Source organism: Rhizobium sp. RU33A, from assembly GCF_900156055.1.
In the GTDB taxonomy this organism is placed as follows: domain Bacteria; phylum Pseudomonadota; class Alphaproteobacteria; order Rhizobiales; family Rhizobiaceae; genus Allorhizobium.
Map to the genome: position 1 here is coordinate 23,931 of NZ_FTMQ01000005.1, position 14,606 is coordinate 38,536.

The window sequence follows — 14,606 nt, forward strand, 5'->3', positions numbered from 1 at the left end:
GAGTTCTGGCTGACAGAGTCCTGGCCGGCATAGCTTGCGTCGGCAAAGACGTGGTCTCGTCTTCAAACATGTCGAACTGGGACGGCGTCACGAAAATGTCCTGTTGGCCGTTTTCCTAGTCTTACCATGCGGATATCTTGAGTCACCGCCAATCAATGTGCACCTCAAACAGAATAGTGCTTCGCCGGGTACGACTTGAAATCGTGACGCGCAGTTTCCGTGCCAACGCAGCGACAGTGTCGCGCGGTACCTCCAGTGTGGTTCACTCCCCTGCCCATACCCCTGCCCCTGTCACACCGCGCGGTGTTGGAAGGTGCCAAAGCCAGACGACGGTCATGTTTCATTGATAGCGCGTGTCGGCGACAAGATGTCCGCCGCCGATGTCGACGAGCTGTACTTGTTTCGGGGCTTCGCCGACCTTCCACACCGGGCTCGGGATCTCACCCGCCAAGCGGGGGGCTGCTGACCTCTCGCGGCGCGGGTCTGGAACCGGGACAGCGTCCAGAAGGCGCCTGGTATAGGGATGTTGGGGATTGCCAAACAGCTGCGCGCGCGTTCCCATTTCCACGATCTGGCCGAGATACATGACTGCGACACGATCGGAGATATTCTCCACCACTGCCATATCGTGACTGATAAAGAGATAGGTCACGCCGCTTTCCTTCTGCAAGTCGCGTAAGAGATCAAGCACTTTAGCCTGGATCGATACGTCCAACGCAGCAACGCTTTCGTCGCAGACAATCAGTTTTGGTTTCAGAGCCAAGGCGCGCGCGATACAGATGCGCTGACGCTGACCACCGGAAAACTGGTGCGGATAGCGGTTGTAGACGCTCGGCGACATCTCGACGCGCTCCAGGAGTTCGCGCACGCGTGCCTTCTGTTCGGCAGGCGTTCCAATATTGTGGATGACCAGCGGTTCGCGGATAAGCTCGCCGACGGTCATGCGCGCATCAAGCGCTGCCATGGGGTCCTGGAAAACGATCTGCAGATCGCGCCGGATCGCCTTGCGGCCGGAAGCGCCGAGTTCCCCCATGGCCTGGCCGTTGATCTCGATGCGGCCTTCATGGGGCACCAATCCGACCAGCGCCTTTGCCATTGTTGACTTCCCGCAACCGGACTCGCCGACAAGCGACAGGGTTTCGCCGCGGAATATCTCAAGCGAAACATGCTCGACCGCATGCACGCGCGCCGCAACCCGTCCAAGAAGCCCTGCACGGATTGGGAAATTCACCGAGACTTCGTCATAGCGCACGAGCACATCGCGGGTCTCCGGAATGGGGCGCTTAGCCCCGCCCCCGATGCGCGGCACTGACGCCAGCAAGTCGCGCGTATATTGGTCTTTCGGCGCATCGAAGAGATCGACCGTGTTCGCGGCCTCGACCATCTGTCCCTTGCGCATGACAATCACGCGATCGGCCATTTCGGCAACAACGCCCATGTCATGGGTAATCAGGATGACGGCGGTCCCGAGTTCCTTCTGCAGGTCCCGGAGCAGATCGAGAACCTCACGCTGAACCGTGACATCGAGCGCCGTCGTCGGCTCGTCGGCGATGAGAACGGCGGGTCGCAGCGCAATCGCCATGGCGATCATCACGCGTTGCCGCATGCCGCCAGAGAGTTCATGCGGATATTGCTCGAGCCGCTTCTCGGGCTGGGACAGACGCACCGCCTTGACCGCTTCGAGTGCACGGGCTCGCGCCTGCGACACCGAAAGGTGCTCGTGCGCGCGGATCGCTTCGATCAATTGGTGGCCAATGCTCATAACCGGATTGAGCGCGGTCATCGGCTCCTGGAAGATCATGGCGATGCGCGCGCCACGTATCGCCTGCATCCGCTTTTCCGGCAGGGTCGTGAGTTCCGTGTCCCCGAAGCGGATTGAACCGCCTGTCACCCGCACCCCGGGTTCGGGCAAAAGGCCCATGCAGGCCAGCGAGGTTATCGACTTGCCCGAACCGCTTTCTCCCGCGATCGCAAGGGTCTCACCTCGATGCAGATCAAAGCTCAGCCCATCGACCAGCGGGACAAGCCCCTGGTCCGAGCGGGCAGACACCTGCAGGTCGCGAACCGACAAGACGACGTCAGCCATCGGCTTGACCACGGGAGAAAGCGGGGATGCTGTCATTCGAAGACGGCCCTCGGGAAGTAGAAGCTCACCACGACATTCGGCATGTCGACGATTTCGGAAATCCGAAGATCACCGCAGGTCGAGACGAGCATATAGGCGTCGACAGGATCCATCTTCTGCGTCGTTGCGAGAAGATCGACCATGCCGGAGACGGCATCCCTCGCCGCAGCCCAGAGGTCTGGACCGATGCCAGTCGTCACCTCATAGCCCTTGGAATCGAGATGACGCGTGACCGGCCCTGGCGTTGTGAAACGCGGCATTTTCAGTGGCTGATCCTTGATCAGGTCGAGTGTCAAAACGACATCGAAGGGACTTTCGATAGCCGTGCCGCAGACCTCACCATCGCCTTGGGCTGCGTGGGTATCGCCGACGGAAAACAGCGCACCCTCGACCTCGACCGGCAGGTAGAGCGTCGTTCCAGCAGAGAGGTCGCGGATATCAAGATTGCCGCCGACGCGCCGCGGCGGAACGACCGTATGATGGCCGTTTTCGGCAAGCGCATTGCCGATGGTGCCCGCAAAAGGCTTGAGAGGCACGCGCCCGTTCCTGCCGAACAGCGCGGGCTCCATGCTCGTCGCATCGAACTTCCAGATGTTGAGCGCAGGCACGGTGAACTGGTCGGCCAGCAGCCCAAAGCCCGGGATGTTCGCTGTCCAACCGAAGCCTGCGCCGTCACGAAGCTGCGGCGTGAAGCTTTCGATCGTCACCTTCAGCACGTCACCGGGCTTGGCACCATCGACATAGATCGGCCCTGAAACCGGGTTGATCTTGGCAAAATCGAGCGCCTGCACATCCTCGACGGTGGACTGGGGGCCAAGCTGGCCCCCAGAACTGTCAAGGCACTGGAACAGGATCGTCTCGCCCGGTGCAGCATTGAGCGCGGGCGCAAAGGAATTGTCCCAGCCGAAATGATGCTGATGGGCGTGGATCGTATGGTTGCAATGCTTGCACATGGCTTCCATCACTCCTTGATGAAGACGTAGTCGTAGTTGACCGGGATGGACACCGGATCGACGAAGAGGGCGTTGTCGCCGCCCATGCGGGCAGACTTCATCGTATAGCGCTGCTCGTTGAACACCGGCGCCCAGGGCGCGTCTTCCATCACCTTCATGTAGATATCGGACCATTTGGCGAGGCGCTCGTTAACCTTGGCAGGATCGACGATGGAATCGGCGTCTGCGGCCATCTTGTCGAGGTCCGCATTGCAGTATTTCGACCAGTTCCAGCCACCTTCACCGGCACCGCCGCATCCAAGGATCGGCCCATAGAAGTTCGCCGGATCCGGGAAGTCAGCGATCCAGGCCATACCGCCGGACCAGATCATCGGCGCATTGCCGGCGCCGCCCGCCTCGATCACATTGGCCTGCGCCAGCGACTTGATCGATGCGTTGATGCCGACAGCCTTCAGATCCTGCTGGATCGCCTGGGCGATACGCGGGTTTGGATCCGTGTTCATGACGAAGAGTTCGGTCTCGAACCCGTCTGCATAACCGGCCTCGGCCAGAAGCTTCTTTGCGCCTTCCTGGTCGAACTTGTAGCCCTCATAGCCTTCCGTGTAGCCCGGCATGGATGGCGGAAGCGGCTGGGTTGCCGGCACCGCACGACCGTTGATGACCTGCACGATGCGATCCTTGTTGATCGCCATGTTCACGGCACGGCGTACCTCGACCTTGTCGAACGGCGCCTTCGTGACATTCATGGTGATGTAGCCGGTATGCAACTGGCCGCCCTCGACCACGAGGCTTTTCTGCGCCTCATCCTGCATCACTTCGACGAACTTGGCCGGCGGAATGCCGTCACCTGGAATGTCGACTTCACCGTTCTGGGCGCGCAGCAAGGCGACGACCGGTTCCTGGCCAACTTCAACCGTGAAGCTGTCGAGATAGGGAACGCCGGAGATCCAGTAATCGGCGTTCTTCTCGAAGACGAGACGCTGGCCGAGCGTCCATTCGGTCAGCTTGAAAGCCCCTGTGCCGACCGGCTTCTTGCCGAAATCCGCGCCGGCTTCTTCGACCGCTTCCTTCGGGACGACAAACGAGAAGTTCAGCGCCATGACGTGCAGGAAAGTTGCGTCCGGACGCGATAGCTTGAAGACGACGGTGCTGGCATCAGGCGCAGAAACACCCGAGACGGTCTCGGCCTTGCCCTCGGCGGCAGCGTCATAGCCGTCGATCATCGCAAAGAAACCCTGGCCGGGTGACTGCGTGGCCGGGTTGATCACGCGGTTGATCGAGTAGACGACGTCGTCAGCAACGAGTTCGCGGCCATTGTGGAACTTGACGCCGGGGCGCAGCTTGAAGGTATAGGTCAGGCCGTCCTCGGAAATCTCATGGCTTTCGGCAAGACCCGGACGCAGGTTGGTGGTGCCGGGTTCGTAGTCCATGAGACCGTCGAAGACCGACTTGATCATCGACCAGTTCTGCCAGTCATAACCGATCGCCGGATCGAGCGTCGCGACGTCGTCCTTGTAGGTCACCACCATGTTGCCGCCATGCTTCGGCTCCTGGGCCATGACCGGCGCAAAGGCCGGCAGGGCCATGAGGGTTGCGAGCGCAGTTGAAAGGATAAGCTTCTTCATAGGCCTTACTCCTGTGGGTTGACGGTTTCAGCGCAGCTTGATGCGCGGATCGATGAGCGGCGAAATCAGGTCGGCAATCAGGTTGCCGATGACGATGCCGCAGGCAGAGACGAGCGTGACGCCCATGATGATCGGAATGTCGACGCGCTGGATCGCTTGCCAGGCGAGCTGACCGATGCCGGGCCAGCCAAAGACGCTTTCGACAACGACAATGCCGGACATGAAGAGGCCGATGTCGATGCCGATCATCGCGATGATCGGCAGGATGGCGTTGGGCAGGGCATGTCCAAGAATGACCCTGCTGCGGCCGAGGCCCTTGGCGCGGGCGGTGCGGATGAAATCGGCACGCAATACGTCGACCATAGAGGATCGCATGATGCGCGAGTACCAGCCTGAGCCGAGAATACCGAGCGTCACGGCCGGCAAGACGAGATGGGCGAAGGTGCCGTATCCGCCGATCGGGAACCAGCCGAGCTTCACCGCAAAGACGAAGAGCAACAACAGCGCCACCACGAATTGCGGCGCAGAGACTGTCAGGAAGCTCGTTAGCATCAGCCCGTTGTCAATCGCCTTGCCGCGATTGAGCGCAGCCACGATGCCAAGCGGCAGGCCGATCAGGAGCTCGCAACCGATCGCAGCGACAAGCAGGAGCAAGGTTGCCGGCAGGCGCGAAAACAAAAGCTCGGCGACTTCCGTTTTCTGCAGATAGGAGCGTCCGAAATCGCCCTGGACAAGGTTCAGGAGATAGTTGCCGTACTGGACGAGAAACGGCTGATCCAGCCCGAGCTGCTGGCGGATGCTCTCGACTGTTGCAGCCGTTGCGGAGCGACCGGCGATCTGACGGACCGGGTCTGCCGGCAGGACGTAAAGAAGGACGAAGGTGATGAAGGACACGCCGAGCAGGATAAGCGCCGACTGAACGAGACGTCTGAGGATATAGGCAGCCATCAGTCACGCCCCTGTTGCGTTGGATCTAGAATGTCGCGCAACGCGTCGCCGACGAGGTTGAAGGCAAGCGCCAGCAACAGGATCGCCGCCCCGGGAATGAAGACCAGCCAAGGTGCAGACTGGAAGTAGGTCTGGTTCTCGAAGATGATGTTGCCCCAGGACGGGATCGGCGGTTGAACACCAATGCCGAGGAATGACAAAGTCGCCTCCAGAAGGACGGTGGTCGAGATTCCAAGCGTCCCCCAGACGATCAAAGTCGGGATCAGATGGGGCAGGATATGCTTGAACAGGATGCGCCCATGGCCGGCGCCCAGCGTCTTTTCAGCAGCGATGTAATCGCGCTCGGCAAGCGAGGAGGTCTGGGTGAAGATCACGCGGGCGGTCTGCACCCAGTTTACAAAGGCAATCACCATCGCAACGATCCAGAGGGACGGGGAAAAGATCGCAGCCAGACAGATCGCCAGAAGCAGTGCCGGAAAGGCCATCATCAGATCGGTGAAGCGCATCAGCACCGCGCCGATGATGCCGCGGAAGTAACCCGCGGTCACGCCCACCAGCGTGCCGATCAGCAAGGCGGTTCCGTTGGCAACCAGCCCAATCACGAGCGAGGTCTGCGCGCCATACAGGATGCGCGAGAACAGGTCTCGGCCCAGAAGATCCGTTCCGAACCAGAACATCGCGTTCGGCGGCAAGGGTGCGCCTTCGATGGTGAGGCCGTCGAAGAATTGCTCGTAAGGATCGAAGGGTGCAAGCCACGGGGCAAAGATCGCGCCACCGACGCAGACGAAGGTGATCAGCAGCCCCAATAGCGCCAGCTTGCGCTCAGCCAGTTGCCGGCACACGGATGGCCCGCTTTCCGGCACGACCAAGGGTTCAGGCGGGATCGATGCGTCTGCCATCGTCGGCACCCCTTTCATGCGAGTGATTGGCCACCAGCCGCTCGGCGGCCACCTCGATCGTCACGCGCCAGGCCATCGCAGTCTGGCGCAGGAGGTCATAGGCCTCGGCTTCCGTCTTGCCCTTCATCACGAAGAGCATCACGGCGCGCACGATCGTCTGACGCGCCGAAAGGCGGCTCTGCAGATCGGCGATCAGTGCTTCGGAGGCCTTGGCCCGATCAAAATTGCTGCGCGCGACGAGGAGAGCGGCATAGACGCCCTTGTCGCTCATGGGCTTCAGGAGCTGGGCGTGCGCGCCCATTTGCATCGCCCAGCGCAAGCGGCCCGGCGCTTCCGAACCGATCAGTGCAATCATCGGCATGGGTGACTGACCGGGCGCAAAGGGGAACTGCTCGTCGTGGCCCATGTCTGCATCGTAGAAGATGAAGTCTGCCCCGATCGTCTCGGCCGGAAGCTCGGGCCAGGCCTCGTGGACCTCAAGGCCAATGACACCGAGTTGGCGGACAAGCCCATTTACGGAAGGATGAGGTCGGTGCAGGATCCACGCGGTTGCTCCACCCAGATTTTCTGTCCTGATGCGGGTCATGACACCACCTTCAGGTGGGAGCCCGTATGCAAAGGCTGCGACCTCTGCGTGAGGTAGGGATCGGCGCGCGTTACAGGCAGTCGCCTGATTTCCTGAAACCGACCATTTTCCAGACGCGCGATGATTGCCGGCTGGCGCGCATGCAGGTGCACGGGATCAAGGCGCGTCGTACGGCCCGCTTTGAGCGCCGTGTGCAGCAGCTCCGCCAGGGCAAGCTCTTCTGCCTCGGGGCGACCATGCAGAAGCAGGGCCAGTTCATGCACGGATTGGCGCGCCATCTCGTAAAACGATCCGCCTCTCCCGCCGTCAGGCTCGAACCAGGGACCTGCCGAGACCAGCCCTTCGGCCGCCTCGCCTGCCGCCTCGATCTCGCATTCGGTGAAGTTGCATGACAGCACGGTCAAGCCATCGGCAAACTCGGCCTCCTGCTTTAACTGGGCGACCCGCGCCAGAAATGCATAAGCGCTGTCGCCGACGAGCGAGTTCAGTATGAAGCTCGGCTTCAATGCCCTTATATCACTGATGATGTGGTCGAGTTCCGTGTCACCGATCGGAAGGTAGCGATCGCCGAGGACCTGTCCGCCCGCAGCTGCGATCTTCTCTCGCGCGATCTGCGCCATCTCCCAGCCCCAGATATAATTGGAGCCGACCAGATAGGCGCGCTTTCCAAGCGTCGGCAGCGCCCAGTCCAGAAGCGGCAGCAGATGCTGGTTCGGGCAGGAATGCATGTAGGCGACCCGCTCGGACGCCTCAAATCCCTCATAAGGCACTGGGTACCACAAGATTCCGTCGAAGCGCTCGAGTTCAGGAATGACCTCCTTGCGACTTGCGGATGTGATGCAGCCGAAGATATGGCGCGCGCCGGAGCCACGCAGGATTTCGCGGCAGAGAGGCGCATAACGGTCGAGCCGTCCGTCAGGGTCGCGTTCGGTGACGCGGAAGGATAGATCGAGGCCCGGATCGGCATTGACCTCCTCGACGCCACGCAACACGCCGTCGCGGCTAGCGCGCGACAAGGCGGCATACATGCCGCTGCGTGACAAAAGCACACCAATGTCTACGATCCGCTTCATTAGAACCCCAATGCAAAAAGCCCCGCCGATGCGCGTCATGGACGCGATCGAAACGGGGCTCAGGTGCCGCTATTTCGTTCAGCTTAGTCTTGCAAATCTGAGATTGGAAGCATAATTTCGAAATCAGCCCTTAAAACTGCATGAATCCATCGCAGAGATGCTGCGGCGCGCAAGATTTGTGCACCTGCTGTTTTCTGCACCTGCTAATTGCCGAAAATTCGCGCGTATTACAGGTCCGTCGAGCGATGAACAATATATCATCAAGTACGAAGCTAATCGGGCAACTCAGGCCGTCCCGCTTGTAGCCCGCGATGTAATCGTCTGCCGGACCGCGCCCTCACGGGACTGGCATCAGGCACCGGACCATTGCGGTTGAAATTGCCACCCTGGTCCCTGAAGCCTGCGATGATGGCACGGACGCGTTTGACCGCGCGGTTACAAGGAACCGTCTAGCACGCGCGCAGGAAATCTTCCCATCGTGAAAAAATCATTCGCTCTATGCGGTCTGAGAAATTTGTCGAAGTCGCAGTATTCTTGGCCTCGAAGCAAACCTCGCATACCACGGAAGCAAGTTCAGAGTGGATGGCGGAACGATCAGATTAATCTGATGATGGAAACATGAGAGATTGAAAGACAACCGTACCACCACCACTGTGGCACAGACCAATAGCTGATCACAATCTAAACCACAGCTTCCGCTTCAATCTCGACTTCATAATTGCCGACCAGAGCGCCAGCCTCGATCAAGGTATTCGCCGGAAGAATCTCGGAAAAGAAACGGCCATGGGCCCGCGAGACCGGTTCCCACTGTGACACATCCTTGAGATAGATGCGGGTGCGAACGACATCCTCCATCTTTCCGCCAAGCGCGGAAATTGATGCGGCAATCTTGTCGAGAATATAGGTCGCCTGAGCGCCCGGATCGCCGGGTGCCACACAGCGGTTACTTCCGTGAGTCGCCGTGGTCCCAGATACCAGAATTCGATCGCCGACCCGCACTGCACGGCTGTAACCGGCAAGCGGCTCCCAGATGCTACCGGAGGAAACACGGAAGCGATCCTGGCGCCCCGGCACGGGAACCGCCTTGTAGACAGACGGGATCGCATCGAGGTGATGACTAAGGTCACCAGATGCCGTCAGGAATGGCGGCTTTCGATACTCATCACCGCAATCGCCGGGAATAGGTTTAGCTTTCGCAAAGGCGCCGTCGAGCAGAGCGCGGTCATCGCCATCCAGTTTGAAGCTGAAGACCTTCAGATTGTCGTCGCGATGCTCGTTTTCACCAAGCCGTGCCCCGATGATCGTGGCGGCAACGGCCGGATGTTCGAGAACCCAGCGGCTGGCCACGTTGGAAATCGAAACGCTGTGCTTGCGGGCAATCGCGGATGCTGCCCGCAGAATACCCTGGTAGACGGCCCATCCGCCGGCCGTATCGATGAAGCGCTTGTATTTCGAGCGGCTCCAGTCAGGGATAGACACGGGCTCCGGCTGACCGAGCCACTTCTCCGACAGGAAGCCGCCGCAGAGCGTGCCATAGGCCAGAAGCTTCACGCCGCGACTGAGGCATAGAGCCGACAAGTCGCCGGCCGCGCGCCTGTCTACCAGGGAGAAGGAGACCTGGTTACTGGCAATCTCGATCCCATCTGACAGTGCGAGATTGAGATGGGCTGCATCGAAATTGGTAAGGCCGAGGGCCCCGATCAGGCCCTGCTCCTTCATCGCCTGCATTTCATGCAGGGCATCGAGCCATGCCGGATGTTCGAAAGTCCACCAATGAAACTGCAGAAGATCGACCTTTTCGACGCCAAGGCGGATGAGTCTCTCCTCCACACCCCGACGCACCACATCGCGGGTCATCGGACCAGGCTCAGGGCACCATTTGGTGAAGGCAACCGGTCGCTTCTCGCCAGCGGTATAGCGCTTCAGGAGATGGCCGGTGATGATCTCCGCCGATCCGTAATGATCGGCCATGTCGAAACTGTCGAACCCGGCCTCCGCATAGGCCTGAAGGGCATCAGCCCCCTGCTCCGGATCGACCGTGGCGCCATTCTTTTCGATATCGGCAACCTGCCAGAGGCCGCAGACGAGCCGGCTGATCGACAGGTCCGGGGTGAGATTGATGCGTTCGGGATGCTTTGACACGGAAATCATTCCTCGATGGTCAGGATGGTTTGTTACGGCTGAGGCGCGCGAGCGGGCTCACCTCGCCGAAGAGGCCGCGCGGACGCAGCAGGAGCATCAGGCAGAGCCCGACGCCGATGGCGACGATCTGCAGGGCGGCGGCCCTCGCCTGTTCCTCGGGCGGTACGAAAGCGGAGACGGTCGCCGCCGTTAGCGCCCAGAGCCCCCAGACGAGAATGGCGCCGGCAATCGCACCGCGATTGTTTCCGGAGCCGCCGACGATCAACATGGCCCAGACCTGGAAAGTGAGAACCGGCATATAGTTGTCAGGTGCGATAAAGCCGATGAAATGCGCCTGTGCGGCCCCTGCAAGGCCCATGATGGCGCCACCAACGGTGAACGCCTGCAGGCGAAAGCGGACGGGCCGCTTGCCAAGCGCCTGCGCGGCCACTTCATCTTCGCGAATTGCGCGCAAGACGCGGCCCCAGGGGCTGCGCGCCAAGTGCTGCAGGCCGAGGTATAGGGCCAGCACGACAAGGGCCATAAGTCCGCAATTGGCGAGACTGAAGAGCAGCGCATTGCCCTGCAGATCGGCGAAGGGACGCGGAATGAAGCCGATCCCGAAGGCTCCACCGGTGACGCTCTGGAGGTTGAGCATGCAGAGCTGGACGGTGACAGCAACGCCGAAGGTTGCGATGGCAAGGTAGTCGGATCTGAGCCGGATCGTCAGCGCACCGACGGCCCAGGAAAGCGCTCCCGAGACGATGGCTGCACCCAACCACCCAACGGCAATCGGCATACCGAAGCCGCCAAAGCGCTCCGCCGTTTCAGGTGTAGTCAGAATGGCCGAGGTATAGGCGCCGACCGCGACGAAGGCTGCGATACCGACATTGAACAATCCCGTCATGCCCCACTGAACATTCAGTCCCAGGCAGATTATCGCGTAGGTGAAAGCCATGGTCAGGAAGAAGGCGCCATAGGCGATAAGATCGATGCTCATGTCGCTTTTCCGAACAGGCCGCGAGGGCGGACGAGAAGAACCGCAATCAGGATGGCAAAGGACACAGCCGCCCGCCATTCAGCCCCGATGAGCTGGACCGTGAAGGCTTCGGAAAGGCCGATGAACAGGCCGGCAATCATGGCGCCCGGGACCGAACCGATACCGCCGAGGATGGCGGCCGCGAACAGGGGCAGCAGAAGGTCATGCCCGAGATAGGGGCGAATCTGGATGATCAGGCCGCTCATGATGCCGGCGATGCAGGCGAGTGCAGCACCCAGGAACCAGGCCGTTCGGATGACCCGGCGGACATCGATGCCGGCGATACCGGCAAGGCCTGGATTCTCGCTGACCGCACGCATGGCCCGGCCGATATCCGTCCGCGTCATGACGAGATGAACCGTGATGACAGAGACCAGCGCAATTGCCAGCATGGCCAACTGGTCTGGTGTTGCTCTCAGACCCAGCCCCAGCTTCATGGCAATCTGCAGCGCCTGACTGAAATAGGCGGGCTTCGAGGTAAACAGGAATTCGAGCAGGCTGCGCAGCGCAAGCGACGCGCCAAAGCTTGCCATGACCATGATGATGATGGCGCTGCCGCGTCGCCGGAAGCTGGAAAATAGTGCTGCGTCCAAGGCAAGCGCCAGGAGCCCCGTCAATGCGATGGCGAGTACCGCTGCGATCGGAAGCGACCAGCCAAAGGAAAACGGTCCAATCGGCGTGGTAAGCCCTGCTGCCAACACGCCAAGCGCACTGCTGATGCCGAGTGCGAGATAGGCACCCCAGGACAGAAGTTCTCCATGCGCAAAATTCGAGAAGCGCAGGATGGAATAGGTGAGCGTCACGCCGACCGCGCCGAGGCCAATGATCGCGCCAGCAATCAGGCCATCCATCAGGAATTGCGGGTTCATGGCGCGACCTCACTGGCTGCGCGACCCGTCGTGCCAAGATAAATCTTGCCGATGAGGGGATCATCGGCGAGATCGGCAGGCGTCCCTTCGTGGCGGATCTGCCCTTCGGCCAGAATGACGGCGCGATCGGCAATCGCCATGGCCGCCTTAACGTTCTGCTCGACCAGAACGATCGTCACGCCCTCACCATTGATGCGCTTCAGCATGGAAAAGACCTCGCCGACGATTTTGGGCGAGAGGCCTGCAGATGGTTCGTCGAGGATGAGTACCGGCGGGTCGAGCGCCAGGGCGCGTGCCACCGCCAGCATTTGTCGCTGCCCGCCGGAGAGCGCGCCGGCCAGCCGTTTCGGCTTAACGGCAAGATCCGGAAAGCGGGTCAGCATTGTCTCGATGGCGAGGTTACGCTCTGATTTCGGCAGGAGTGCCACGGCGATCTGGAGGTTTTCCAGAATGCTCATGCTGGCAAAGACATTGTCCGTCTGTGGGACGAAGGCCAGACCTTCGGCCAGTTTGCGATGGGGAGCGACATCCGTGATGTCCCGGCCTGCCAGATGAATTCGCCCCGAATGCACCGGCACCATGCCAGCGATCGCCTTGACGAAAGTGGATTTGCCAGCGCCGTTCGGCCCCAAGAGGATCACGAGTTCGCCCTGTGCGACGGAAAAATCGACACCGCGAACAATGGGAAGGTCCGGCTCATAGCCAGCGACCAGCGCTGCAGTGTTGAGAACAGGATCGGTCATGCGCCACCGCCAAGATACGCTTCGACGACTGCAGGATTAGCCGCCACGTCAGCTGGCGCGCCCTCGGCAAGCAGCTTGCCAAGCGCCATGGCCACCACCCTCGAGCACAGCCTCGATACCATGTCCATGTTGTGCTCGATGAGCAGGATAGACCTGCCCTCAGCATTCAACGCCACCACCCGCTCCATGATCACTTCAAGCAAAGCGGGGTTTACCCCCGCGGCCGGCTCGTCGAGGAGGATCACCTGCGGGTCGGCCATCAGAACGCGCGCGAGTTCCAGAAGCTTGCGCTGCCCGCCGGACAGCACGCGTGCGGGCTCATGAGCCAGCCGCGAAAGCGTGACAAACTCCAGGATGGCATGCGCTTTCTCAAGTGCTGCCTTTTCTTCGCGGCGCACCAGACCAGCTTTGAGGAAATTGGCAAACAGGCCTTCGCCGGTCTGCTTTTGCGCGCCGACCAACAGGTTCTCCAGCACGCTCATTTCCAGAAAAGGGCGTGGGATCTGGAAAGTCCGCGCGACCCCATGGGCGATGCGCTGCTCCGGCGCCTGGCTCGAGACTTCAAGACCCTCGACCCAGATCTCGCCAGAACTGGGCTTGAGGCTGCCTGCCAGCAGATTGAACATGGTGGTCTTTCCCGCACCGTTCGGGCCGATCAGGCCCAGGATCTCGCCCCGGGCGAGACGAAGCGACATATCGGAGACCACGGTCAGCCCATCGAAATGCTTCGTCAGATGCCGTGCTTCGATGGCAGGCGGTGCTGCGGCACTCTGAAACGATCGTGATGGTTGGGAATGGGCGGCAGCCATCTGCAAAAATGAGCCTTGATTTGATCCGTGATGTTTGATCAAACTTTACGTGGACGCGAAAATCAACCGATATTTCCGGGAGGCTTGGAGGCGGGATGACGGACACGATTGCCCAGTCGGACGACTTCCTCACGCCTGTCGGCCGGGAGACCTTACAGGATCGCGTCTACGACCAGCTGCGCCGCACGCTGATCAACGGCGGCTTTGCCGCAGGCGACATGCTGCGGATCGTCGACATGGCCGATCGGCTGAAGACGAGCACCATGCCGGTGCGAGAGGCGCTCGGCCGGCTTGTATCCGAACAGGCTCTGGAAGCCCTGCCCAATCGCTCCGTCAGGGTGCCTCTGATTACCCGCGAACGTCTCGACGACCTGGAACGTGCCCGCATCCTGATCGAGGGGCGCCTGGTGGCGCTCGCCTGTCATCGACTAACGACGGAAGACATCGAAAGCCTGAAACAGATCAACCGGGATTGCGAGGCGGCTTTCGAACGGCATGGCCAGGACGTCGGCCCGGTCACCTCTGAAATCAACCATCGCTTCCATTTCCAGATCTATCGCGCCGCCTCCTCGCGGGTCCTGATCCCGATGGTGGAAAGCCTCTGGCTCCAGTCTGGTCCGGTCGTGCGCGCCGCCGCCCACATTCACGACGAACAGGGCGGCCTTGCCGCAACCAATCACCACTGGACGCTCATTGAAGCACTCGAAGCGCGTGATGAAGACGCAGCCGTCAACGCGCTCTCCAATGACATCGGCCGCTCGTTCGATCTCGTGCGCGGGCGTCTCGACGCCGGCGAAGAAGCGGCGTGAGGGAAGG

General features: G+C 60.9%; 13 protein-coding genes. 1 reads left to right on the forward strand and 12 read right to left on the reverse strand.

Features of this window, described 5'->3' with window-relative positions:
• Nucleotides 1–340: 340 nt before the first annotated feature.
• The 12 genes from BW978_RS17585 to BW978_RS17640 form a co-directional block, all read right to left on the reverse strand.
• Nucleotides 341–2,122 carry an ABC transporter ATP-binding protein gene (locus tag BW978_RS17585; protein WP_139330588.1) on the reverse strand — a complete coding sequence of 594 codons (1,782 nt, stop codon included), beginning with the start codon at nt 2,120–2,122 and terminating at the stop codon, nt 341–343.
• Nucleotides 2,119–3,078, reverse strand: coding sequence for an acetamidase/formamidase family protein (locus BW978_RS17590; RefSeq protein ID WP_076397381.1), 960 nt, complete (start codon nt 3,076–3,078; stop codon nt 2,119–2,121). The genes BW978_RS17585 and BW978_RS17590 overlap by 4 nt, the downstream gene beginning before the upstream one ends.
• 8 nt (nt 3,079–3,086) lie before the next feature.
• Nucleotides 3,087–4,703 carry an ABC transporter substrate-binding protein gene (locus BW978_RS17595; protein WP_076397147.1) on the reverse strand — a complete coding sequence of 539 codons (1,617 nt, stop codon included), beginning with the start codon at nt 4,701–4,703 and terminating at the stop codon, nt 3,087–3,089.
• A gap of 27 nt (nt 4,704–4,730) precedes the next feature.
• Nucleotides 4,731–5,651 carry an ABC transporter permease gene (locus BW978_RS17600; RefSeq protein ID WP_054149568.1) on the reverse strand — a complete coding sequence of 307 codons (921 nt, stop codon included), beginning with the start codon at nt 5,649–5,651 and terminating at the stop codon, nt 4,731–4,733.
• Nucleotides 5,651–6,550, reverse strand: coding sequence for an ABC transporter permease (locus BW978_RS17605; RefSeq protein WP_210216989.1), 900 nt, complete (start codon nt 6,548–6,550; stop codon nt 5,651–5,653). Before BW978_RS17605 ends, BW978_RS17600 begins: the two co-directional genes overlap by 1 nt.
• Nucleotides 6,525–7,136 carry an ANTAR domain-containing response regulator gene (locus tag BW978_RS17610; RefSeq protein ID WP_076397148.1) on the reverse strand — a complete coding sequence of 204 codons (612 nt, stop codon included), beginning with the start codon at nt 7,134–7,136 and terminating at the stop codon, nt 6,525–6,527. Before BW978_RS17610 ends, BW978_RS17605 begins: the two co-directional genes overlap by 26 nt.
• Nucleotides 7,133–8,209, reverse strand: coding sequence for a transporter substrate-binding protein (locus BW978_RS17615; RefSeq protein ID WP_076397149.1), 1,077 nt, complete (start codon nt 8,207–8,209; stop codon nt 7,133–7,135). Before BW978_RS17615 ends, BW978_RS17610 begins: the two co-directional genes overlap by 4 nt.
• A 681-nt stretch (nt 8,210–8,890) precedes the next feature.
• Nucleotides 8,891–10,360, reverse strand: coding sequence for an aldo/keto reductase (locus tag BW978_RS17620; RefSeq protein WP_076397150.1), 1,470 nt, complete (start codon nt 10,358–10,360; stop codon nt 8,891–8,893).
• Between the two features lie 10 nt (nt 10,361–10,370).
• A complete protein-coding gene (locus BW978_RS17625) occupies nt 10,371–11,330 on the reverse strand; it encodes a branched-chain amino acid ABC transporter permease (protein ID WP_076397151.1) in 960 nt (319 codons plus the stop codon).
• The gene (locus BW978_RS17630; protein ID WP_076397152.1) at nt 11,327–12,238 is read right to left on the reverse strand and encodes a branched-chain amino acid ABC transporter permease; all 912 of its coding nucleotides are present in this window, start codon (nt 12,236–12,238) and stop codon (nt 11,327–11,329) included. Before BW978_RS17630 ends, BW978_RS17625 begins: the two co-directional genes overlap by 4 nt.
• Entirely contained in the window at nt 12,235–12,981 is a 747-nt protein-coding gene (locus BW978_RS17635) for an ABC transporter ATP-binding protein (RefSeq protein WP_076397153.1), read from the reverse strand. The genes BW978_RS17630 and BW978_RS17635 overlap by 4 nt, the downstream gene beginning before the upstream one ends.
• Entirely contained in the window at nt 12,978–13,790 is an 813-nt protein-coding gene (locus BW978_RS17640; protein ID WP_076397154.1) for an ABC transporter ATP-binding protein, read from the reverse strand. The genes BW978_RS17635 and BW978_RS17640 overlap by 4 nt, the downstream gene beginning before the upstream one ends.
• Nucleotides 13,791–13,885: 95 nt before the next feature.
• Here BW978_RS17640 and BW978_RS17645 point away from each other — a divergent pair, with 95 nt between their 5' ends.
• A complete protein-coding gene (locus BW978_RS17645; protein WP_076397155.1) occupies nt 13,886–14,599 on the forward strand; it encodes a GntR family transcriptional regulator in 714 nt (237 codons plus the stop codon).
• The last annotated feature ends 7 nt before the right edge of the window (nt 14,600–14,606 follow it).